This is a genomic window from Thauera phenolivorans (genome assembly GCF_001696715.1).
Lineage (GTDB): Bacteria > Pseudomonadota > Gammaproteobacteria > Burkholderiales > Rhodocyclaceae > Thauera > Thauera phenolivorans.
The window spans coordinates 596,842-620,134 of record NZ_MBFM01000005.1 but is presented as its reverse complement, the minus strand read 5'-3'; the positions used below and the strand labels follow the sequence as shown (position 1 = coordinate 620,134).

The 23,293-nt window shown below is 68.2% G+C and carries 16 protein-coding genes; 2 read left to right on the top strand and 14 right to left on the bottom strand.

The annotated features are described in order from the left end of the window. Positions 1-288: 288 nt before the first annotated feature. Positions 289-2,115, bottom strand: a complete 1,827-nt coding sequence (glmS, locus tag BB334_RS15910; protein ID WP_068809456.1) for a glutamine--fructose-6-phosphate transaminase (isomerizing) — start codon at positions 2,113-2,115, stop codon at positions 289-291. 49 nt (positions 2,116-2,164) lie between these two features. Further along, on the bottom strand, positions 2,165-3,526 hold the full coding sequence (glmU, locus tag BB334_RS15905; protein ID WP_068809455.1) for a bifunctional UDP-N-acetylglucosamine diphosphorylase/glucosamine-1-phosphate N-acetyltransferase GlmU: 1,362 nt from the start codon (positions 3,524-3,526) through the stop codon (positions 2,165-2,167). Positions 3,527-3,708: 182 nt separating this feature from the next. Between glmU and BB334_RS15900 the strand changes: the two genes are divergently transcribed. Together BB334_RS15900 and BB334_RS15895 are read left to right on the top strand one after the other, a co-directional pair. Continuing rightward, complete coding sequence (locus tag BB334_RS15900; protein WP_068809454.1) at positions 3,709-5,109, top strand: bifunctional enoyl-CoA hydratase/phosphate acetyltransferase; 1,401 nt, start codon at positions 3,709-3,711, stop codon at positions 5,107-5,109. Then, on the top strand, positions 5,106-6,293 hold the full coding sequence (locus BB334_RS15895; protein WP_068809453.1) for an acetate/propionate family kinase: 1,188 nt from the start codon (positions 5,106-5,108) through the stop codon (positions 6,291-6,293). Before BB334_RS15900 ends, BB334_RS15895 begins: the two co-directional genes overlap by 4 nt. Positions 6,294-6,384: 91 nt before the next feature. On the opposite strand, the gene BB334_RS15890 is transcribed toward BB334_RS15895, so the two are convergent. The 12 genes from BB334_RS15890 to BB334_RS15835 all read right to left on the bottom strand — a co-directional run bounded on the left by BB334_RS15890 (position 6,385) and on the right by BB334_RS15835 (position 23,250). Continuing rightward, positions 6,385-8,334, bottom strand: a complete 1,950-nt coding sequence (locus BB334_RS15890; protein ID WP_232756756.1) for an LTA synthase family protein — start codon at positions 8,332-8,334, stop codon at positions 6,385-6,387. 141 nt (positions 8,335-8,475) lie between these two features. Further along, the gene (aroQ, locus tag BB334_RS15885; RefSeq protein WP_068809452.1) at positions 8,476-8,910 is read right to left on the bottom strand and encodes a type II 3-dehydroquinate dehydratase; all 435 of its coding nucleotides are present in this window, start codon (positions 8,908-8,910) and stop codon (positions 8,476-8,478) included. A gap of 84 nt (positions 8,911-8,994) precedes the next feature. After that, positions 8,995-10,458: a glutamate synthase subunit beta gene (locus BB334_RS15880; RefSeq protein ID WP_068809451.1), complete on the bottom strand. Its 1,464-nt coding sequence runs from the start codon at positions 10,456-10,458 to the stop codon at positions 8,995-8,997. Beyond that, positions 10,459-15,138 carry a glutamate synthase large subunit gene (gltB, locus tag BB334_RS15875; RefSeq protein WP_068809450.1) on the bottom strand — a complete coding sequence of 1,560 codons (4,680 nt, stop codon included), beginning with the start codon at positions 15,136-15,138 and terminating at the stop codon, positions 10,459-10,461. It abuts the gene before it with no gap. Positions 15,139-15,417: 279 nt separating this feature from the next. Next, entirely contained in the window at positions 15,418-16,566 is a 1,149-nt protein-coding gene (locus BB334_RS15870; protein ID WP_068809449.1) for a deoxyguanosinetriphosphate triphosphohydrolase, read from the bottom strand. Further along, entirely contained in the window at positions 16,563-17,645 is a 1,083-nt protein-coding gene (aroB, locus tag BB334_RS15865) for a 3-dehydroquinate synthase (protein WP_068809448.1), read from the bottom strand. Before aroB ends, BB334_RS15870 begins: the two co-directional genes overlap by 4 nt. Next, positions 17,645-18,163 (bottom strand): shikimate kinase, encoded by a 519-nt coding sequence (locus tag BB334_RS15860; RefSeq protein WP_068809447.1) that lies wholly within the window; start codon positions 18,161-18,163, stop codon positions 17,645-17,647. Before BB334_RS15860 ends, aroB begins: the two co-directional genes overlap by 1 nt. An 87-nt stretch (positions 18,164-18,250) precedes the next feature. Next, positions 18,251-20,368, bottom strand: coding sequence for a type IV pilus secretin PilQ (gene pilQ / locus BB334_RS15855; protein WP_232756755.1), 2,118 nt, complete (start codon positions 20,366-20,368; stop codon positions 18,251-18,253). Beyond that, complete coding sequence (locus BB334_RS15850) at positions 20,365-20,901, bottom strand: pilus assembly protein PilP (protein ID WP_232756761.1); 537 nt, start codon at positions 20,899-20,901, stop codon at positions 20,365-20,367. The genes pilQ and BB334_RS15850 overlap by 4 nt, the downstream gene beginning before the upstream one ends. After that, a complete protein-coding gene (locus BB334_RS15845; protein WP_068809445.1) occupies positions 20,901-21,581 on the bottom strand; it encodes a type IV pilus inner membrane component PilO in 681 nt (226 codons plus the stop codon). The genes BB334_RS15850 and BB334_RS15845 overlap by 1 nt, the downstream gene beginning before the upstream one ends. After that, positions 21,578-22,177: a PilN domain-containing protein gene (locus BB334_RS15840; RefSeq protein ID WP_068809444.1), complete on the bottom strand. Its 600-nt coding sequence runs from the start codon at positions 22,175-22,177 to the stop codon at positions 21,578-21,580. Before BB334_RS15840 ends, BB334_RS15845 begins: the two co-directional genes overlap by 4 nt. Continuing rightward, positions 22,174-23,250, bottom strand: a complete 1,077-nt coding sequence (locus tag BB334_RS15835) for a pilus assembly protein PilM (protein WP_068809493.1) — start codon at positions 23,248-23,250, stop codon at positions 22,174-22,176. The genes BB334_RS15840 and BB334_RS15835 overlap by 4 nt, the downstream gene beginning before the upstream one ends. Between the last annotated feature and the right edge of the window lie 43 nt (positions 23,251-23,293).

The following is a 23,293-nucleotide window of genomic DNA, read 5'->3' as shown; positions in this document are numbered from 1 at the left end:
CGAGCACACTGGGATCTAAGGCCTGCTACCCCGGAAGCTCAACATAATCGAGGCATCTACATAATCGGCCTTATGTGGAGCTCCACATAAGGCCGAACTACTGCCAGTCGCGCAACACTGTCCATTCGAGGTAGACCGTCGGTCGCTGAATAGAGGGCCTCCCCGAGGTCTCTAACACGCACATCGTCCGAAACGAAAGCGCCCAGGCATCTCCCGGGCGTTTTCGACTTTATTGCCACGTTGTCGACATTAATTGCGTGGGACAACAAAGGCAGCCCCCTCCCGGAATCACTCCACCGTCACCGATTTCGCCAGGTTCCGCGGCTTATCCACATCCGTCCCCTTCACCAGCGCCGCGTGATACGACAGCAGCTGCAGCGGGATCACGTGGAGGATCGGGGACAGCATGCCGTAGTGCTCGGGCATGTGGAGGATGTGCACGCCTTCCGACTCGGGGATCTCGCTGCCGGCATCGGCGAAGACGTAGAGCTCGCCGCCGCGGGCGCGGACTTCCTGCAGGTTCGACTTGAGCTTTTCCAGCAGCTCGTCGGCGGGAGCGATCGCGATCACCGGCATGTCGCGGTCGACCAGGGCGAGCGGGCCGTGCTTGAGTTCGCCGGCGGCGTAGGCCTCGGCGTGGATGTAGGAGATCTCCTTGAGCTTGAGCGCGCCTTCCATCGCGATCGGCCAGTGACTGCCGCGGCCGAGGAACAGCGCGTGCTCCTTGGAAGCGAAGCGCTGGGCCCAGCGCTCGATCTCGGGTTCGAGCTCGAGCACCTTCTGCACGGCTACCGGCAGGTGACGCAGGCCGTCGAGCTGGCGGGCCTCGGCGTCGGCGTCGAGGCGGCCCTTGAGCTTGGCGAGCGCCAGCGTGAGCAGCGCGAGCGCGGCGAGCTGGGTGGTGAAGGCCTTGGTGGAGGCGACGCCGATCTCGGGACCGGCGCGGGTGATGAAGCGCAGCGCGGCCTCGCGCACGATCGCCGATTCCGGCACGTTGCAGATCGCCAGCGTGCGCTCCATGCCGAGCGCCTTGGCATGCTTGAGCGCGGCCAGGGTGTCGGCGGTTTCGCCCGACTGCGAGATGACGACGACCAGGGTGTCCTCGCACGGCACCGACTCGCGGTAGCGGTATTCGCTGGCGATCTCGACGGTGCAGGGGATCTTCGCGACCGATTCCAGCCAGTAGCGCGCCACCAGGCCGGCATGGAAGCTGGTGCCGCAGGCGAGCACCAGCACCCGATGCACGCCGTCGAAGACCTCGGCCGCGCGCGCACCGAAGACCTGCGGCGCGATCGCGCTGCCGCCGGCGATCATCTCCAGCGTGTTGGCCAGCGCCTGCGGCTGCTCGAAGATCTCCTTCTGCATGTAGTGACGGTACTTGCCGAGCTCGACCGCGTCGGCCGACAGGCTCGACAGATGAACCTCGCGCTCGACCGGGCTGCCATCGGAGAGAACCACGCGGTAGCCGTCGCGGCGCAGCTCGGCGAGGTCGCCGTCCTCGAGATAGACCACCTTGCGCGTCACCTGCAGCAGCGCGGCGGTGTCGGAGGCGGCGTACATGCCGTCCTCGCCGACCCCCAACAGCAGCGGCGAGCCGCGGCGGGCGACGATGATGCGGAAGGGATCGGCCTCGGCAACGACGCCGATCGCATAGGCGCCGAGCAGTTCGTTGGTCGCCAGGCGCACCGCCTCGAAGAGGTCGGGAGCGACCTTGAGCTTGTCGTGCACCAGGTGGGCGATCGCCTCGGTGTCGGTCTCGGACTCGAACACGTAGCCTTCGCCCTGCAGGCGGGTCTTGATCGCCTCGAAGTTCTCGATGATGCCGTTGTGTACCACCGCGAGGCCGCCCGAGATGTGCGGGTGGGCGTTGCGCTCGGAGGGCACGCCGTGGGTGGCCCAGCGAGTGTGGGCGATGCCGATGTGGGCGGAGAGTTCGCGCGCGTCGGCGAGCGCGGCGAGTTCGGCGACGCGGCCGGCGGCGCGCAGGCGGGCGAGTTCGCCGGAGAGCACGGCAAGCCCGGCCGAGTCGTAGCCGCGGTACTCGAGCTTGCGCAGGCCCTCGAGCAGCACGGGAACGACGTTACGGGTGGAAATGGCGGTGACGATGCCACACATGGCGGAACTTCCTTGAAGGCGTGATTCGGTGGAGGCGGGACGGCGGCGTTCAGCGCGGCAGCTTTTCCGGCTTCTTCCAGGACGAGATGCTGAATTGCTTGGCGCGCGACACGGTGAGCTGCTCGGCCGGGGCGTCCTTGGTGAGCGTGGTGCCGGCCCCGACGGTGGCGCCGCGGCCGACCCGCACCGGTGCCACGAGCTGGGTGTCGGAGCCGATGAAGACGTCGTCCTCGATGACGGTGCGGTACTTGTTTACGCCGTCGTAGTTGCAGGTGATGGTGCCGGCGCCGATGTTGACCCGCTCGCCGACGTCGGCGTCGCCGACATAGGCGAGGTGGTTGGCCTTCGAGCCGTCGGCGATGTTGCTGTTCTTCACTTCGACGAAATTGCCCAGTTGCACCCTGTTGCCGAGCACGGTGCCCGGCCGGGTGCGGGCATAGGGGCCGATCAGGCAGTCGCCGCCGGCGGTGGTCTGCTCCACCAGCGAGAAGGGCGAGACGCGGGTGCCGGCGCCGATGCGGGCATTGCGGATCACGCAGTTGGCACCGATCCTGACACCGTCGCCGAGTTCCACCCTGCCCTCGAACACGCAGTTGGCGTCGATCTCGACGTCGCGGCCGCAGGTCAGCTCGCCGCGCACGTCGATGCGCGCCGGGTCGATCAGGGTCACGCCCTCGTCGAGCAGGCGCTCGGCGATGTTGCGCTGATGAACCCGCTCGAGCTCGGCGAGCTGGCGCTTGCTATTGACGCCGAGCGTTTCCCACACCGCGTCGGGCTGCACGGTGACGACCTCCACGCCGTCGGCGACGGCGAGCCCGATGATGTCGGTGAGGTAGTACTCGCCCTGGGCGTTGTCGTTGCCGATGCGGCCGAGCCAGTCGCGCAGCGCGGCGACCGGCGCCACCAGAATGCCGGTATTGACCTCGCGCACCTCGCGCTCGTCGGCGCTGGCGTCCTTCTCCTCGACGATGCGGCTCACGCGACCGGCGTCGTCGCGCAGGATGCGGCCGTAGCCGGTGGGGTCGTCGAGCGCGATCGTGAGCAGCGCGAGGCGCGAACCGCCTGCCGCCTCGGCGAGCCGGCGCAGGGTGGGTTCGCCGATCAGGGGCACGTCGCCGTACAGCACCATGGCGGACTCACCGTCGGTGAGGTGGGGCAGCGCCTGCTGCACCGCGTGACCGGTGCCGAGTTGAGGCTCCTGCCGCGCCCAGGCGAGGTCATCGGCGTCCAGCCGCTCGCGCACCACCTCGCCACCGTGGCCGTACACCACGCAGATGCGCCCGGCGTCGAGGGCGCGGGCAGCGCTGAGCACGTGGCCGAGCATCGGCTTGCCGGCGATCGGCTGGAGGACCTTGGGGAGCACCGAGCGCATGCGCTTGCCCTGGCCGGCGGCGAGGATGACGACTTCCATTGTCGAGTTCCGGGGAGTTGACGAACGGGCGCGAGTTTACCACGCAGCCTCGGGCCCCTGCCGTGGCCTATGTCGCGGAAGGTCAAGAAATTGTTGCAGTGCAAAAAACCTTGCCCAGGATCAATCTTTTGCCATGGAGCCCGGATACAATGGCTTGCATTAGAACCATCAAATACAAAGACATGACCCCTGCCGCAACGCAATACATCGAAAACTGTACCTTCGATGAGATCCAGGTCGGCGACTGCGCGCGCATCGCGCGCACCCTGCGCCCGGAAGACATCCATCTGTTCGCCGCGATGTCGGGCGACGTCAACCCGACCCACGTCGACGTCGAATTCGCCCGCTCCAGCCAGTTCCGCGAGGTGGTCGGCCACAGCATGTGGGGCAGCACGCTGATCTCCACCGTGCTCGGCACCGAGTTCCCCGGCCCCGGCACCGTGTATGTGTCGCAGGGGCTGAACTTCTGGCGCCCGATCACGATCGGCGATACGGTCACGATCACCGTCACATGCCGCGAGAAGTTCGATCACAACAGCCACATCATCTTCGACTGCCTGGCGGTGAACCAGGACGGCCTGAAGGTGATCGACGGCACCGCCGAGGTGCTCGCGCCGAGCGAGAAGATCAAGCGCCCGCGCATGCACCTGCCCGACGTCCGCATCAACGACCGCGAACTGCGCTACCGCCATCTGCTGTCGGTGTCGGCCGGCCTGTCGCCGATCCCGATCGCGGTCGTCCATCCCTGCGACCGTGAATCGCTCGCCGGCCCGATCCAGGCCGCTCAGGCCGGGCTGGTGGTGCCGATCCTGGTGGGCCCCGAGGCGAAGATCCGCGCCACCGCCGAGCAGAACGACCTCGACCTGAAGGGCTTCCGCATCGTCGACGTGCCGCACAGTCACGCCGCCGCCGAGGCCGCGGTGGCGCTGTGTCGCGACGGCAGCGCCGAGGCGCTGATGAAGGGTTCGCTGCACACCGACGAGCTGATGACCGAGGTCATCCGCGGCCTGCGCACCGGCCGCCGCATCAGCCACGTCTTCCTCGCCGACGTGCCGACCTACCCGCACCCGCTGATGATCACCGACGCGGCGATCATCATCGAGCCCACGCTCGAGGACAAGGTCGACATCATCAAGAACGCGATCGAGCTGGCCCACATGCTCGGCCTGGAGCAACCCAAGGTGGCGATCCTGTCGGCGGTGGAAACGGTCACCTCCAAGATCCGCTCCACCATCGACGCCGCCGCGCTGTGCAAGATGGCCGACCGTGGCCAGATCCAGGGCGCCCTGCTCGACGGCCCGCTCGCCTTCGACAACGCGGTGTCGCTCGTCGCCGCCAAGACCAAGGGCATCCTCTCGGCGGTCGCCGGCAACGCCGACATCCTGGTGGTTCCCGACCTCGAGTCGGGCAACATGGTCGCGAAGCAGCTCGAATACCTCGCCGACGCGCTGATGGCCGGCGTGGTGCTCGGCGCTCGCGTGCCGATCGTTCTGACCAGTCGCGCCGACACGGCCGAGACGCGCACCGCTTCGTGCGCAGTCGTGCAGCTGATGGCGCACCGCAAGCGGGAGGCTCGCGCATGAACGCCATTCTCGTCATCAACGCGGGTTCGTCGAGCCTCAAGTTCGCCCTGTTCCCGCACGAAACCGGCACCCTGGCCGCCACCCCCGCGGTCTCCGGCCAGATCGAGGGCATCGGCGCCACCCCGGAGCTGAGCGCAAAGAACGGCAACGGCCGCCGCTATCAGGAGAGCCTCGCGGTGACGGGCAATCTCGAGGAGCAGCACCGCGACGCCCTCGCCTACCTGTTCCGCTGGCTCGAGGCCAACGCGCCCGGGCTGACGATCGTCGCCGCGGGCCACCGCATCGTGCACGGCGGCGACCGCTACAGCGCGCCGGTCCGCCTCGACGAAGATCTGCTGTGGGAACTCGACCGCCTGATCCCGCTGGCGCCCCTGCACCAGCCGCACAACCTGCGCGCCGTGCGTGCGGTGAGCGCGCTGATGGCGGACATCCCGCAGGTGGCCTGCTTCGACACCGCCTTCCACCGCACCCAGCCGGCGGTGGCGCAGGCCTTCGCGCTGCCGCGCAAGCTCAGCGCCGAGGGCATCAAGCGCTACGGCTTCCACGGCCTGTCCTACGACTTCGTCGCCCGCCAGCTGCCCGAGGTGGTCGGCGACAAGGCCCAGGGCGCGGTGGTGATCGCCCACCTCGGCAACGGCTCGTCGATGTGCGCGCTGCGCGACGGCAAGAGTGTGGCCTCGACGATGGGCTTCACCGCGGTCGAGGGCCTGATGATGGGTACCCGCACCGGCAGCCTCGACCCCGGTGTGATGCTCTACCTGATGGAACAGAAGGGGATGGACGCGAAGGCGCTGACCCGGCTGATCTACAAGGAATCGGGCCTGCTCGGCGTGTCCGGCATCAGCCAGGACATGCGCACCCTGCTCGCCTCCGACGCCCCCGAGGCGAAGGAAGCGGTCGAGCTCTACTGCTACCGCATCGCGCGCGAGCTCGGCTCGCTGGCGGCGGCCGCGGGCGGCCTCGACGCGCTGGTGTTCACCGGCGGTATCGGCGAGCACGCTGCCGAAGTGCGCACGCAGGTGACCGCCCTCGCCGCCTGGATGGGCGTGAAGATCGACGACGCCGCCAACGCCGAGAATGCGACCCGCATCGACACCGCCGAGAGCCGCGTCGCGGTCGCGGTGGTGCCGACCAACGAGGAGCGCATGATCGCGCGCTACACGGCGGACGTCCTCGGGCTCTGAGCCCGTATTGACGCGGCGGTCGCCGCTGCTACACCGCCCCCGGTAGCAGCGGCGACCGCCGCGTCACGCCCGCAACCGCCCGGCGGAACGCTCAGGCCTCCGGCGTGGCGTCGACGACCTCATCGAGGACGTCCTCGACGGCCACATCCTCCGAATCCAGTTCCGCAGCCTGCAGCGCCTGCATCCGCGTGGGCGCCTGCAGCGCATGCTGTGCGCCGCTGAAGAGGTCGCGCTTGAGCACGTCGATCGCCGCAACCCAGGCGTTCGAGAACGCGCATTCGGCCCTCGGCTCGCCCTCGCGACACACCGTCAGGCCCTCGTCGGCGACCGTGAAATGCACGCCCGGCAGGGGCCGAACCCGCACCGGGTCGTCGCTGCGCGCGGCGAAGCGCAGCATGCTGTCGCGCTCGTCGCCGAGCAGGTCGAGGATCAGCGCGGGCAGCGCGTAGATCGGCAGGTCGCCGGTCCGCAGTGGGCCGCGCCGGCCGTCGATGACCACCAGCGGGGTCGACACCAGAGTGCGGAACATCGGGTCGTCGAACTGCTCCCGATTGGGCGCGAGCAGGCCAGACTCGGCGTAGCCGCCGTGGTTCCAGCCGAGCGAAGGGAGATGGTCGCCAAACAGCACGACGATCGCGTCGGGGTCGCGCGCGCGCAGCTCGCCGAGGAAGGCCATCAGCTCGCGTGACTTGTAATACACGGTGTTGGCGTAGGCCTCGACCAGCGCGTTGTCCGTCGTGGTGTCGATGCGCGCGGGGCGCTCGGCGTTGAGCGGGTAGTCGAGGTGGCCGAAATAGGTCAGCACGTAGTTGAACACGGGCTGCGCGCCCTCGAGCTGCGGGCCGACGCGCTCGAGCACCTGGCGGTAGAGCGAGGCGTCGCTGAGGAACTCGCGGTTCATGTCGTCGAGCTCGAAGTCGCGATCGGACCAGTAGTGCTCGAAGCCGACGCGGCGGTAAGCGTTGATCCGGTTCCAGAACGGCGCGGCATTCGGATGCGAGGCGAAGCTGAGGTAGCCGGCCTCGCCGAGGTGGCGCGGCAGGCAGGGCACGTCGCGACGCAACCTGCCCTCGAAGAACACCGCGTCGGTCTTCACCGGGAAGCCGCACAAGGCCTCGAACTCGGCGTTGGCGGTGTAGCCGCCGAATACCGGCGACAGCGCCCTGGCGTTGCCGGTGGCCTTCCACAGCTTGCGAAACGCCGGATCGAGCGGATCCGCCGAGAGGCCGGCGGCTTCGAGCGCCATCGGATCCCAGAAGGACTCGAGCACGATCATGTGTACATTGCGTCCGCCGCGCCCCTGGCGGCCGATCGCGGTCTTCAGGAAGGGGCTGGGCCGGGTGGCACCGAGCAGGGTCAGCGCCTCATCGACCTGATCGGCCTGCGGCGCCGCACCGCGCCGTGCGAGATTGCGTGCGGCTTCCTGCACCAGATGGATCGGCAGGCCGCGCATCTCGTAGTTTCCGCGCTGGTTCCACACCCAGTCGCCGAAGCGGGCGTCCATCCACGCGGCGACCGGCGCGGGCTGCGCCAGCACGGCCGACAGCCCGGCCACCACCGTGGCGAGCGCCCCCCAGGCGCGCGCACGGCGCCAGTCGAACATCCACATCAGCGCCACCAGCGGCAGCGCGAGCATGGCGACGCTCGCCCACAGCCGCCAGCCTTCCAGCAACAAAAAGAGATTCTTTGCGGCGACGAAGTCGTCGGGCATGACCGGCCCGCCGAGCACCGCGAGCTTGAGCGCGTTGCCTAGCGTGAAGGCGGAAAACAGCACCGCCATCGCCACCCCGAAGCGAAGCACGCTGCGCGCCATCGGGAACAGCAGGCCGCCGATCAGGAGGTGGGCGAGCAGGTCGCGCAGCCACGCCTGCGGGCGCGGCGCCACGCCGACGAAGTGCGCGATCGCCCATTGCGCCGCCACATACCAGGCCGCCACCAGGCCGAACGCCCACGCCCATTCGCGCAGGCGCAGGCGCCGGTCGGCGGCCGCGCGCAAGTTCGAATCGCGAGTTTCGGGGGCACGGCTTGCGGTCGCGGACACGGCAGCACTCCGGATTGATAACAGGAGGTCGCATGGTACGCCAGTAACAAACTCCTGTTAGCGATCCGACCCCTCGTTCCCCTCGGTGCAACACTGCAAATTGCGACAAGGCTTTACAGCGTGATCAGACCTTCGCCAGCCTCACAGGCGCGCGGCGATGTACTGCAACGCGAGCACGTAACCCTGGGTGCCGAAGCCGGCCATCACCGCCTCGGCGACGTCCGACAGGTAGGAGTGGTGGCGGAAGGGTTCGCGCTTGTGCACGTTGGAGATGTGCAGCTCTACGAAGGGGATCGCCACCCCGGCGAGCGCGTCGCGGATCGCCACGCTGGTGTGGGTGTAGGCGCCCGGATTGATCAGGATCCAGGCCACGTCCTCGCCGCGCGCGGCATGGATGCGATCGACGATCGCGCCCTCGTGGTTGCTCTGGAAGCACGACAACTCGACGCCGATCGCCTCGGCCTGGGCGCGCAGCCCGGCTTCGACGTCGGCGAGCGTGGTGGCGCCGTAGATCTCCGGCTCGCGGCTGCCGAGCAGGTTGAGATTGGGGCCGTTGATGACGAGGACCTTGGGCATGGGCTTGCGCTCCGTGGAAGTTGGGGTCGTTAAAAAAGGCGGCCCGCAGACCGCCTTTTGCGAATCGCTTCGGCGCCGAGGATATCAGCGCGGCAGCAGGCTCTCACCCATCAGGAACTCATCGACCGCGCGCGCGCACTGGCGACCCTCGCGAATCGCCCACACCACCAGCGACTGGCCGCGGCGCACGTCGCCGGCGGCGAAGACCTTGGGCGCGCTGGTCGCGTAGCAGCCCTCGCCGTCGGTGCTCGCACGGGCGTTGCCGCGCGCGTCCTTGTCCACCCCGAAGGCCTCGAGCACGCCGCCCACCGGCTGGGTGAAGCCCATCGCGAACAGCACGAGGTCGGCCTTGATCTCGAACTCGGAGCCCGGGATCTCGCTCATCCTGCCGTCCTTCCACTCGAGGCGGCAGGCCTTGAGCGCCCTGACCTTGCCGTTCTTGCCGATGAACTCCTTGGTGGCGACGGCGAAGTCGCGCTCGCAGCCTTCCTCGTGCGAGGAAGAGGTGCGCAGCTTGGTCGGCCAGTACGGCCACACCAGCGGCTTGTCCTCCTCCTCGGGCGGCATCGGCAGCAGCTCGAACTGGGTCACGCTCGCCGCGCCGTGGCGGTTGGAGGTGCCGACGCAGTCGGAGCCGGTGTCGCCACCGCCGATGACGACAACATGCTTGCCCTTGGCCGAGATCGGGTTCGGCTTGTCGCCGGCGTTCTGCTTGTTCTGCGGAATCAGGAACTCGAGCGCGAAGTGCACGCCGCCGAGCTCGCGCCCGGGTACCGGCAGGTCGCGCGGCACTTCGGAACCGCCCGCCAGCACCACCGCGTCGAACTCCTTCTGCAGCCGCTCGGCGCTGACGGTCTCCTTGGCATCATTGACGATGCCCGCCGGCAGCTCGCTCGCACCGACCAGCACCCCGGTGCGGAAGCTGACGCCTTCGGCCTGCATCTGCTCGACGCGGCGGTCGATCAGGTGCTTCTCCATCTTGAAGTCGGGGATTCCGTAGCGCAGCAACCCGCCGATGCGGTCGTTCTTCTCGAACACGGTCACGTCGTGGCCGGCGCGCGCGAGCTGCTGCGCGGCGGCGAGGCCTGCGGGGCCGGAGCCGACCACCGCGACCTTGCGGCCGGTCTTCTCCGCCGGCGGCTGCGGCTTCACCCAGCCCTCTTCCCAGGCCTTGTCGATGATCGCGTGCTCGATCGACTTGATCCCCACCGGCTCGGTGTTGATGTTCAGCGTGCACGCCGCCTCGCAGGGCGCGGGGCAGATGCGGCCGGTGAACTCGGGGAAGTTGTTGGTCGAGTGCAGCACCTCGATCGCGCGCTGCCACTGGCCGCGGTACACCAGATCGTTCCAGTCCGGAATGATGTTGTTCACCGGGCAGCCGCTGTTGCAGAACGGGATGCCGCAGTCCATGCAGCGCGCGCCCTGGACGGCGGCCTGCTCGTCGGTGAGGCGAAGCACGAACTCCTTGTAGTGCTTCACCCGCTCGCCGGCGGGCGCGTACGCCTCCGACAGGCGCTGATATTCGAGGAATCCGGTGGGCTTGCCCATTTATGCGGCCTCCAGTTGGCTCTTGCGCTGCGCGGCCATCTCGCCGAGCGCGCGACGGTATTCATGCGGGAAGACCTTGACGAACTTGCTCCGCCAGCTTGCCCAGTTGTTGAGGATGGTGCGGGCCCGGGTGCTGCCGGCGAAGCGCAGGTGGCGCTCGATCAGGCCCTTGAGGATGAACTCGTCGTCCATCGTCAGGTGGTCGATCTCCACCCGGCCCTGGGACTCGAGCTCGTCGCCCGACTCCGAGCCGCGGCGCGCCTCGAGCTCTTCGGGGAGCGGCTCCAGCGTCACCTGCGCCATGTTGCAGCGCTGGCCGAAGCTGCCATCCTCGTCGAGCACGTAGGCGACCCCGCCCGACATGCCGGCGGCGAAGTTGCGGCCGGTCTCGCCGAGCACGACCACGGTGCCGCCGGTCATGTACTCGCAGCCGTGGTCGCCCACGCCCTCGACGACCGCGCTCGCACCCGAGTTGCGCACCGCGAAGCGCTCGCCGGCGACGCCGGCGAAATACACCTCGCCCTCGGTCGCGCCGTACAGCACGGTGTTGCCGACGATGATGTTCTCCGGCGTCTCGCCGCGGAATTCGGCCTTCGGGCGCACGATGATGCGCCCGCCCGACAGGCCCTTGCCGACGTAGTCGTTGCCCTCGCCGACGAGCTCGAGGGTGATGCCGCGCGCGAGGAAGGCGCCGAAGCTCTGACCGGCCACGCCGTTCAGGCGGATATGGATGGTGTCGTTCGGCAGGCCCTCGTGGCCGTACCTGGCCGCCACCCGGCCCGACAGCATCGCGCCCACGGTGCGGTTGATGTTGCGCACCGGCAGGTCGATGTTGACCCGCTCGCCCTTGGTCAGCGCCGCCTGCGCCAGGTTGATGAGCTGGTTGTCGAGTGCGCCGTCGAGGCCGTGATCCTGGCCCGCGTTGTGCAGGCGCGCCACCTCGGCCGGCACCGCCGGCTGATGGAAGATGCGCGAGTAATCGAGGCCCGCCGCCTTCCAGTGGGCGATGCCCTTCTTCATGTCCAGCAGGTCGGCGCGGCCGATCAGCTCGTCGAACTTGCGAAGGCCGAGCTCGGCCATCAGCTCGCGCACTTCCTCGGCGACGAAGAAGAAGTAGTTCACCACGTGCTCGGGCTGGCCGGCGAAGCGCGCGCGCAGCACCGGATCCTGGGTGGCGACGCCGACCGGGCAGGTGTTGAGATGGCACTTGCGCATCATGATGCAGCCCTCGACCACCAGCGGCGCGGTGGCGAAGCCGAACTCGTCGGCGCCGAGCAGCGCGCCGATGACGACGTCGCGACCGGTCTTGATCTGGCCGTCGACCTGCAGGCGCACGCGCCCGCGCAGGCGGTTGAGCACCAGGGTCTGCTGGGTCTCGGCGAGGCCGAGCTCCCATGGCGAACCGGCGTGCTTGATCGAGCTCCAGGGCGAGGCGCCGGTGCCGCCGTCATGGCCGGCGACGACGATGTGGTCGGCCTTGGCCTTGGCCACGCCGGCCGCCACCGTGCCGATGCCGATCTCCGACACGAGCTTCACCGAGATGCTCGCGGCCGGGTTGGCGTTCTTGAGGTCGTGGATCAGCTGCGCGAGGTCCTCGATCGAGTAGATGTCGTGGTGCGGCGGCGGCGAGATCAGGCCGACGCCCGGCACCGAATGGCGCAGGAAGCCGATGTACTCCGACACCTTGTGGCCGGGCAGCTGGCCGCCCTCGCCGGGCTTGGCGCCCTGGGCCATCTTGATCTGGATCTGGTCGGCGTTGACCAGGTACTCCGTGGTGACGCCGAAGCGGCCCGAGGCGACCTGCTTGATCGCCGAGCGCAGCGAGTCGCCGGCGTTCAGCTCGAGGTCGCGTGCGACGCGGGTCTCGCCGATCACCTGCGACAGCTTCATCGCCTGGGTCAGCGGCTTGAAGCGCATCGGATCCTCGCCGCCCTCGCCGGTGTTCGACTTGCCGCCGATGCGGTTCATCGCCACCGCCAGCGTGGTGTGCGCCTCGGTGGAGATCGAGCCGAGCGACATCGCGCCGGTGACGAAGCGCTTGACGATCTCCTTGGCGGGCTCGACCTCGTCGAGCGGCACCGGGGTGGCCGCGGGCTTCAGCTCGAACAGGCCACGCAGCGTCATGTGCCGGCGGGTCTGGTCGTTGATGATCTTCGCGTATTCCTTGTAGGTATCGCCCTTGCCCGAACGGGTGGCGTGCTGGAGCTTGGCGATGGCGTCCGGCGTCCACATGTGCTCCTCGCCGCGGATGCGGAAGGCGTACTCGCCGCCGGCGTCGAGCATCTCGGCGAGCACCGGGTCTTCGCCGAAGGCCTTGCGGTGCAGGCGGATCGCCTCCTCCATGACCTCGAACACGCCGATGCCCTCGACCTGGCTGGTGGTGCCGGTGAAGTACTTGTCGAGCATCGCCTGCTGCAGGCCGACCGCCTCGAAGATCTGCGCCCCGGTATAGGACATGTAGGTCGAGATGCCCATCTTGGACATGACCTTCATCAGGCCCTTGCCGATGCCCTTGACGAAGTGCTTGATGTACTTGTCGGCGGTGTCGGCGTCGCCAGCGAGCTGCTGCAGGGTCTCGAGCGCGACGTAGGGGTGAACCGCTTCCGCGCCGTAGCCGGCGAGCACCGCGAAGTGATGGACCTCGCGCGCGGTGCCGGTCTCCACCACCAGGCCGGCGCGGGTGCGCAGGCCCTTGGTGACCAGGTGCTGGTGGATCGCCGAGAGCGCCAGCAGCGCGGGGATCGCGACGCTGTCCCCGGCGAGCTGGCGGTCGGACACGATGAGGATGTTGTTGCCCTCGAGCACCGCGCTCTCGGCGTCGGCGCACAACGAAGCCAGGCGCGCCTCGACGCCCTCGTTGCCCCAGGCCGCCGGGTAGCAGATGTCGAGCTCGGCGGAGCGGAACTTGTTCTTCGTGTAACGCGCGATGTTGCGGATCTTCGCCATGCCGTCGAAGTCGAGCACCGGCTGGCTGACCTCGAGACGGAACGGCGGGTTGATCTCGTTGATCTCGAGCAGGTTCGGCTTCGGCCCGATGAAGGACACCAGCGACATCACCAGCTGCTCTCGGATCGGGTCGATCGGCGGGTTGGTGACCTGCGCGAAGAGCTGGCGGAAGTAGTTGTAGAGCGGCTTCTCCTTGCTCGACAGCACCGCCAGCGGCGAGTCGTTGCCCATCGAGCCGGTGGCTTCCTCGCCTGCCTTGCCCATCGGCTCGAGGATGAACTTGATGTCTTCCTGGGTGTAGCCGAAGGCCTGCTGGCGGTCGAGCAGCGAGGCTGCGGGCGCGGCCGGCGCCAGCTCGGCGTCGGCGGGCAGCTCGAGCGCGTCGAGCTCGATGTTGATGCGGCTCAGCCAGTCGGCGTAGGGGCGGCCGTTGGCGAGCGCATGCTTGATCTCCTCGTCGCCGATGATGCGGCCCTGCTCCATGTCGATGAGGAACATCTTGCCCGGCTGCAGGCGCCACTTGCGCACGATCTTGCTGTCGGGGATCGGCAGCACGCCGGACTCGGAGGCCATCACCACGAGGTCGTCGTCGGTGACCAGGTAGCGCGCCGGACGCAGGCCGTTGCGGTCGAGCGTGGCGCCGATCTGGCGGCCGTCGGTGAAGGCCACCGCGGCGGGGCCGTCCCACGGCTCCATCATCGCCGCGTGGTACTCGTAGAAGGCGCGGCGCTTGTCGTCCATCTGCGCGTGCGACTCCCAGGCCTCGGGAATCATCATCATCATCGCGTGGGCGAGCGAATAGCCGCTCATCACCAGCAGCTCGAGCGCATTGTCGAAGCAGGCCGAGTCGGACTGACCGGGGTAGATCAGTGGCCAGATCTTGTCGAGATCGGCGCCCAGCAGCGGCGAACTCACGCCCTTTTCACGCGCCCGCATCCAGTTGTAGTTGCCGCGCACGGTGTTGATCTCGCCGTTGTGGGCGATGTAGCGGAACGGATGGGCGAGGTCCCACTGCGGGAAGGTGTTGGTCGAGAAGCGCTGGTGCACCAGCGACAGCGCGGAGACCGCGCGCGGATCGATGAGGTCGAGGTAGTACTCGCCGACCTGGGTGGCGAGCAGCAGGCCCTTGTAGTTCACCGTGCGGGCCGACATCGACACCATGTAGAAGGCCTTGCCGTGCTTGAGCTTGAGCGCGCCGATGGCGTTCGCGGCGCGCCGGCGCACGACGTAGAGTTTGCGCTCGAGCGCCTCGGTCACCATGATGTCCGACCCGCGACCGATGAAGATCTGGCGGATCACCGGCTCGGTGGCGCGCACCGCCGGCGACATCGGCATGTCGCGGTTGACCGGCACGTCGCGCCAGCCGAGCACGACCTGGCCCTCGGCACGCACCGCGCGCTCGATTTCCTCCTCGCAGGCGAGCCGCGAGGCGGCTTCCTGAGGCATGAACACCATGCCCACCCCGTACTCGCCGGGCACCGGCAGCTCGACGCCCTGCTTCGCCATTTCCTCGCGATAGAGCTGGTCGGGGATCTGGATCAGGATGCCCGCGCCGTCGCCCTGCAGCGGATCGGCGCCGACCGCGCCCCGGTGGTCCAGGTTCTTCAGGATTTCGAGGCCCTGCAAGATGATCTGATGACGTTTCTCGCCCTTGATGTGGGCGATGAAACCCACGCCGCAGGCATCATGTTCGTTCGCCGGATCGTAGAGACCCTGCTTCTGGGGGAGATCCATCTCGTTCTTCCTCGTCTGGACGCTGGCGCCGGCGCACTCGGCGCTGGCGCGATTCAGACGGCCGCAGCCGTCGACTCACTCGTCCGGTAAACCGAACGCGCACAAAAAAGCCGGGCGCGCACGCACCGGCTTCGAAGATGGCACCAAGTTGGTGCAAAAACAACTCGAAAACTTGACTAACCCGCTTCTTTGCGGTTTTTTTCGAGGCGCAAAAAACTATACGCCGCGAAAACGGGGGGTTCAAGATTTTTTTTGCGCCGCGGCATGCCGCTCGCGGCCTCAGTGAATCTCCCCCACCGCGAACAGGCGGCGGTGCTCGCGGATCGCGTAACGGTCGGTCATGCCGGCGATGTAGTCGGCGATCACCCGGGGCTTGTCCTCGCGCGCCTTGGCCTGGTACTGCGGGGGCAGCAGGCGCGGGTCGTCCATGAAGGCGGCGAACAGCTCGGTGACGATGCGGCGCGCCTTGTTGGTCATGCGCAGCACCTGATAGTGGCGGTAAAGGTTCTCGTGCAGGAAGCGCTTGAGCACCTGCAGGCGCGGCAGCAACGCGTCCGAGTAGGCCGCCAGGCGCGGCGCGGCATGGACGTCGGCGAGCGTCTCCACGCCGGCGGCCGCGATGTTGGCGCGGGTCTGCCCGAGCAGGTCGATCACCATCAGGTGGATCATGCGGCGGATCGTCTCGTGGATCAGGCGGCGCCCGCCGAGGCCGGGCCAGCGCGCCTCGACCTCGCGCCGGTTGTCGGCGAAGATCGGCACCGCCTCGAGCTGCTCGAGGGTGATCAGGCCGGAGCGCAGGCCGTCGTCCACGTCGTGGTTGTTGTAGGCGATCTCGTCGGCGAGGTTGGCGAGCTGGGCCTCGATCGAAGGCTGGGTGCCGTCGAGGAAGCGCTGGCCGAGCTCGCCGAGATGCACCGCATTGGTGCGCGCGCAGTGCTTGAGGATGCCTTCGCGGGTCTCGAACATCAGGTTGAGGCCGTCGAAGGCGGCGTAATGCTCCTCGAGCAGGTCCACCGTGCGCAGCGACTGCAGGTTGTGCTCAAAGCCGCCGTAGTCCTTCATGCAGGCATTGAGCGCCTCCTGGCCGGCGTGGCCGAAGGGCGTGTGGCCAAGGTCATGGGCGAGCGCGATCGCCTCGGCGAGGTCCTCGTTGAGGCCGAGCTCGCGCGCCAGGCCGCGCGTCATCTGCGCCACCTCGATGCTGTGGGTCAGGCGGGTGCGGAACAGGTCGCCCTCGTGATTGACGAAAACCTGGGTCTTGTACTCGAGGCGGCGGAAGGCGGTGGAGTGCACGATGCGGTCGCGGTCGCGCTGAAACTCGCCGCGCGCCACCGCGCTCGCCTCGGCGCTGCGCCGCCCGCGCGAGTTCGCCTCGCTCACCGCATAGCCGGCGCGCGGGCGGTATGTGTAGCCGGCGTCGGCGCTCACCGGCAGCGGGCCGCGATCGCGGCGGCGATGTCGGCCTCGGCGGCGTCCGCGTGGATCACCGCGCGGCCGATTGACTTCAGCAGCACCAGGCGCAGGCGGCCAGCCTCGACCTTCTTGTCGTGCGCCATCAGTTCGAGGTAGCGCGCGGTGCCGAGCGAGGGCCCCCACACCGGCAATCCGGCGCGCTCGAAGAGGGCCGCGATGCGCTCGACCTCGTCCGCCGCCAGCCAGCCGAGGCGGTGCGACAGCTCGGCCGCCATCATCGTGCCCGCGGCGACCGCTTCGCCGTGCAGCCACTCGCCGTAGCCCAGCCCGGTCTCGATCGCGTGGCCGAAGCTGTGGCCGAGGTTGAGCAGCGCGCGCTCGCCCTGCTCGGTCTCGTCGGCCGCGACCACCTCGGCCTTGTTGCGGCAGGAGCGCTCGATCGCGTCAGCGAGCGCCTCCGGCTCGCGCGCCAGCAGGCGCTCGAGATTGGCCTCGAGCCAGACGAAGAAATCGGGGTCGCGGATCAGACCGTACTTGATCACCTCGGCCAGCCCGGCGGCGAGCTCGCGCGCCGGCAGGGTGTCGAGGGTGGCGGTGTCGGCAAGCACCAGCTTCGGCTGCCAGAAGGCGCCGATCATGTTCTTACCGAGCGGGTGGTTGATCGCGGTCTTGCCCCCCACCGAGGAATCGACCTGGGCGAGCAACGTGGTCGGGATCTGCACGAAGGGCATGCCGCGCTGGTAGCAGGCGGCGGCGAAGCCGCCCATGTCGCCCACCACCCCGCCGCCGAGCGCGACCAGCGTGGTCGAGCGCTCGCAGCGCTCGCCGAGCAGGGCGTCGAAGATCAGGTTCAGCGTGGTCCAGTCCTTGTGTGCCTCGCCGTCGGGGAGCACCACCGCGGTGACGCGCACGCCGGCGGACGCGAGCGCGGCCTGCAGGCGGTCGAGGTAGCGCGGCGCGACCACCTCGTTGGTGACGATCGCCACCCGCGGCGTCTTCAGCTGCGGCAGCAGCAGCGCGGCCTCGCCGAGCAGGTCGCGGCCGATGTGGATCGGATAGGAGCGGGCGCCGAGGGCGACGGTCAGTGTGCGCATTAGGACTTTTGCAGTGTCAGCAGGGCTTTCTCGATCTGGCGCACCATCGCGCCGGGGTTGCCGCGGCCGCCCTCGACGATGAGGTCGGCGACCTCGCGATAGAGCGGGTCGCGCGCGCGGTGGAGTTCCTCGATGCGCCGGCGCGGATTGGCCACCTGCAGCAGCGGCCGGTTGCGGTCGTGGCGGGTGCGCTCCCACAGGATCTGTGGCGGCACATCGAGGTAGATGACCACCCCGCGCTGCGACAGCACCGCGCGGTTGGCGGGCGCGAGCACGATGCCGCCGCCGGTGGCGATGACGATGCCGCTCTCCTGGGTGAGGTCGTCGAGCACCAGCGACTCGCGCCGGCGGAAACCCTCCTCGCCCTCGATCTCGAAGATGATGGGGATGCTGACCCCGGTGCGGGCGACGATCTCCTGGTCGCAATCGACGAAGCGCATCCCCCGGCGCCGGGCCAGCTCCTTGCCTACGGTGGTTTTGCCGGCACCCATCATGCCGATCAGGATCAAGCAGCTCACGCGCGCATCGCCGGAAGTGAATGAAGAACGGGGCGGGCGTCCCGGCTGGAACGCCCGCCCCGGCATTGTATCAGCAGCGCGAAAGGCTTATCTCAGGGTCAGCGCCTCGGACACGATGCGCGGCGTGATGAACACCAGCAGCTCCTTGCGGTCGGAGGTCCGTTCGGTCGAGCGGAACAGCCCGCCCACCAGCGGCAATTCGCCGAGCACCGGCACGCGCGCTACGTTGTCGCCCTCTACTTCTTCGTAGATGCCGCCGATGACCACGGTGCCGCCGTTCTCGATCAGCACCTCGCTCTTGATGTTCTTGGTCTCGATCGAGGGCACCGAGAAGCGGGGATCGAACACCGGGCGGTCCTTGTTCACCTCGATCGACAGCTGCAGGCGACCGTCGGGGGTGATCTGCGGCTTGACCTTGAGCGCCAGCACCGCCTTCTTGAACTCGACGTTGGTCGCGCCCGAGCTGGTCGCCTCCTGGTAGGGGATCTCGGTGCCCTGCTCGATCGAGGCCTCGACCTGGTTGGCGGTCAGCACCCGCGGGCTGGACACCGTGCGGCCGCGGCCGTCGGACTCGAGCGCCTGTACCTCGAGGTTCAGGAATCTCGTCGCCCTGCTGTTGAAGATGCTCAGCGCCATCGATCCGAAGCCGTTCGGGAGATAGCCAGTACCGCTCTGCGCCCCGCCGGGGGTAAAGGCAATTGGGTCGCCGCGGGCATCTTCTCCAAAGCTGGACTCCCCAAAGCCGACGCGCGCTCCATCCAGTGACGCAACGCCCCTGCTGCCGAAACCCAGCCGAACCCCTAGGTCGCGCGTAAAGGTCTTGCTCGCCTCGACGATGCGCGCCTCGATCAGCACCTGGCGCGGGGCGACGTCGATCTCGTTGACCAGCTTGCGCAGCGCCTCGAGGCGGGAGCCGACGTCGGTGACGAAGACCTTGTTGCTACGCTCGTCGACCACCACGCTGCCGCGCTTGGAGAGCATGGTCTGGTCCTTGCTCTTGAGGAAGTCGAAGATCTCCTTGGCCTTGTGGTAGTTGATCTGGAAGCTCTCGGTGCTGAGCGGCTCGAGGTCGCCGATCTGCGCCTGCGCCTCGAGCTGCAGCTTCTCGCGCGCGGCCAGTTCGTCGCTCGGCGCGATCCAGATCACGTTGCCGTTCTTGCGCATGTCCAGGCCCTTGGCCTGCAGGATGATGTCGAGGGCCTGGTCCCAGGGCACGTCCTTCAGGCGCAGGGTGAGGTTCCCCTGCACCGAGTCGGAGGTGATGATGTTGAAGTCGGTGAAGTCGGCGATCACCTGCAGCACCGAGCGGACGTCGATGTTCTGGAAGTTCAGCGACAGCTTCTCGCCCTGGTACTTGCCGCGGCTGCCCTGGACCAGCTTGTTCGGATCCTCGACCACGCGCTTCAACTCGAGCACGAACTGGTTGTCGCTCTGGTAGGCGTTGTGCTCCCACATGCCGTTGGGCGTCACCACCAGGCGCACGTTGCCGCCCTGCTGCTGCGCGGTGAAGTAGGTGACCGGGGTGCCGAAGTCGGTGACGTCGGCGCGGCGGCGCAGGTGCTCGGGCAGCGCGGCGCCGATCAGGTCCACCACCAGCTTGCCGCCCTGCTGGCGGATGTCGATGCCGGTGTCCGGGTTGGCGAGGTCGACCACCACCCGCCCTTCGCCGTTGGTGCCGCGGCGGAACTGGATGTCGCGCACGCCCTGGCCGCTGGCCGCCGCTTCGCGCGGCGCGGCGAAGTTGCCGAGCGCCTGCGCGGCCACGCCGGCGTCAATCGTCTGCGCCGCAGCGGGTGTCAGCGCGACGATGACGTCGCGGCCCTGCAGGCGGATGTCGTGCGGCACGACCCGCACCAGGTTCAGCACCAGCCGGGTGCGGTCGCCGGCCTGGACGATGTTGGCGCTGCGCAGCTCGCCGCGCTCGATGTTCTGCACCGTGCGGCCGAGCGCGTTGGCGGTGCCCGGAAAGTCGAGCGCGATGCGCGCCGGGTTGGACACGCTGAAGCTCGCCGGCACCTGGGCGAGCGGCTCGCGCAGGGTGATCCGCAGGTAAACCGCGCCGCCGTGCTCGGCGACCTCGAGGCCTTCGATCTGGTTGGCGGCGGCTTGCGCCTGCACTCCATCCTGCGCACTGGCGACGCCGAGGGGCGCCCCCGTGGCGAACATCGCCGCCAGCAGCAGCATCCCGATTCGCTTCTTCTTCATTTCCCGGCCTCCTGCCGCTCCTGCAAAAGCAGGCTACTGGTGCGCTCGACCCAGTCGCCATTGATGTCCTCGACCAGTTCCTTCAGCGTCACAGCGGTCTCCCCCATTGGGTTCACCCCGATCGCGGTGACGACGCCGAAGTTCTGGCCCATGTGATTGCCCACCCTGACCTGGTGGATATGTGCGTCGGCCTGGATCAGCGCGTGCGAGGCACGGCCCTGCTCGAGCATGCCGACCATCTTCAGCGACTCGAGCGGGAAGGCCTCGAGCGGCTCGCGCCGGCGCTGGAGGTCGGGCTTGAGCCCGCCCCGCGCCGCCTGCCGCTCGGGCTCGATGCGGTCGGCCTGGAAGGGCTCGACGAGCATCGCCGACCCGTAGTCGACCACCGGAAAGGGCTTGATCTCGGGCAGCGGCTTGACCGCGCCACGCATGCCCCCGGCCTGCTCGTTCATCCAGCCTTGGATGTCCTGCTCGTCCGCGCCGCCGCATGCGGCGAGCCCGAGACTGCAGAGCGCGATTGCCAACTGCCTGATCACTTCTTCTTCTCCTTCGCCGCCTTCGCCGCCGCCCGCTGCTGCGCCAGCTCTTCCTCGTCGAGGTAGCGGTAGGTCACCGCCTTCGCTTCCAGCTTGAGACGGCCATCCTTGTCCGCGCTCAGGCCGACGTTGTTCAGGGTGACGATGCGCGGCATGCGCGCGACGTCGGCGGCGAACTCGCCGAGCTCGTGATAGCCGCCGGTGACGCGGATGTCGATCGGCATCTCGGCGTAGAACTCCTTGATCGAATCGTTGCCCGGCTTGAACAGCTCGAACTGCAGGCCGCGGCCGAGGCCGGCCTGGTTGATGTCCTGCAGCAGCGAGTCCATCTCGGCGCGGTTGGGCAGCTGCTTGAGCAGCGCGCCGAACTGGCGGTCGATCTCGGCGAGCTGCTCGCGGTGGGCGTCGAGATTGACCGCCTGCTTCTTCTTCGAGACCCACTCGTCACGCAGCTTGAGCTCTTCGATCTCGCGCTGCTGCAGGGTCTCCGACTGCTCGCGCCAGTCGAACCACCAGAACGCCGCCAGGGTGGCGAGCAGCAGGCCGACGAAGACCGCGACCCGCGGCGCCAGCGGCCACATGCCGGGATCGTTCGGATTGAGATCCTGGAAATCCTTCGCCAGGCGCTGGAAGTCGATCGCCGGCAGCTTGCCTTTCGTGTTTACGGCCTTCTTCATTTGCGCGCCACCTTGTCCTGCCCCGCGGCCACCACGGGCTTGTCCTCTTCGGGCTGGGCCCGCTCGATGCCGATGTTGAGGTTGAATTCGCTGACGCGGCGGCTGTTCACCGAGGCCGCCTTGACCTCGACCAGGCCGGGGTTCTGCAGGAAGGGCGAGCCGTCGAGGTTGCGCATCAGGTGCGAGACGCGGGCGTTCGACTGCGCATAGCCGCCGAGCATGACGCGGTCGCCGGTCTGCTTGATCGTCTTCAGATAGACGCCGTCGGGCATCGCCGTCGCCAGCTCGTTGAACAGATGCACCGTCTCGGCGCGACGGCCCTGCAGCGACTCGATCACCTGCTTGCGCGCGAGCAGCGCGTCGATCTGCTCACGCAGCCGCTTGATCTCGGCGATCTCGGTGTCGAGCTTCTTGATCTCGGCCTTGAGGAAGGCGTTGCGGCCGTCCTGGCGCTCGATGTAGCCGGCGTAGACCGAATGCACGACGAAGCCGACCAGGGCGCCGATGACCGCCATCGCCGCCGAGACCACGTAGAACTGCTGCCGGCGCAGCCGGCGCTTTTCTTCCCGGTGGGGAAGCAGGTTGATCCGGATCATGCGTCGAACTTCCGCAGGGCGAGGCCGCAGGCCACCATCAGCGAGGGGGCGTCGGCGAGCAGGTTCTTGGGACGGATGGCGGACGACAGCGCCATGCCGGCGAAGGGGTTGGCGACCGTGGCGTCGACCTGGGTGCGGGCACGCACGACCTCGGCGAGGCCCGGCATCACCGCGCAACCGCCGGCCAGCACCAGCTGGTCGATCTGGTTGTACTGGGTGGAGGTGAAGAAGAACTGCAGCGCGCGCGAGGTCTCGAGCGCGATGCTGTCAACGAAGGGCCGCAGCAGCTCCTGCTGATAGCCGTCCGGCATCCCGTTGCCGGTGCGCTTGGCGATCTCGGCCTCTTCCACGCTCATGCCGTACTTGCGCGAGATCTCCTGGGTGAGCTGGTTGCCGCCGAAGGCCTGCTCACGCGAATACACCGGCTGGCCGTTGCGCAGCACGGTGACGCCCATCGTCGTCGAGCCGACGTCGACCAGGGCGATCAGCTTGTCCTTGTCGCCGCCGGGCAGCTGCCGGCTGACAAGGCGCAGCGCCGACTCGGTGGCGAAGGACTCCACGTCCACCACCGCGGCCTTCAGGCCGGCGGCCTGCGCCACCGCGACGCGGTCCTCGACCTTGTCCTTGCGTGAGGCGGCGATCAGCACCTCGACCTCGCCGTGCGTGCCGCGCGCCGGGCCGAGCACCTGGAAATCCAGGTTCACCTCGTCGAGCGCGAAGGGGATGTACTGGTTCGCCTCGGTCTCGACCGCGAACTCCATCTCCTGCTCGCGCAGGCCCTCGGGGAGGACGATCCGCTTGGTGATCACCGAGGCCGCCGGCAGCGCCACGGCGACGCTCTTGAGCGCGCCGAAGCGGCGCAGCGCGCGCCCGACCGCATCGGCCGCCGCCTCGAGGTTGTTGATGTTGCCGTCGACGACCGCGTCGCGCGGCAGCGGCTCGATCCCGTAGCGCTCGAGTTTGTAAGCGCCCTTGTCATCGATCGACAGCTCGACCAGCTTGATTGATGACGATGAAATATCCAGCCCAGCCAGCTGGGCCACCCTGGAGCTGAAAATGGAAAGATCGATCACCAAAAAACCTTTAAATTTCAGTATATTATATGGGCAATCAGCC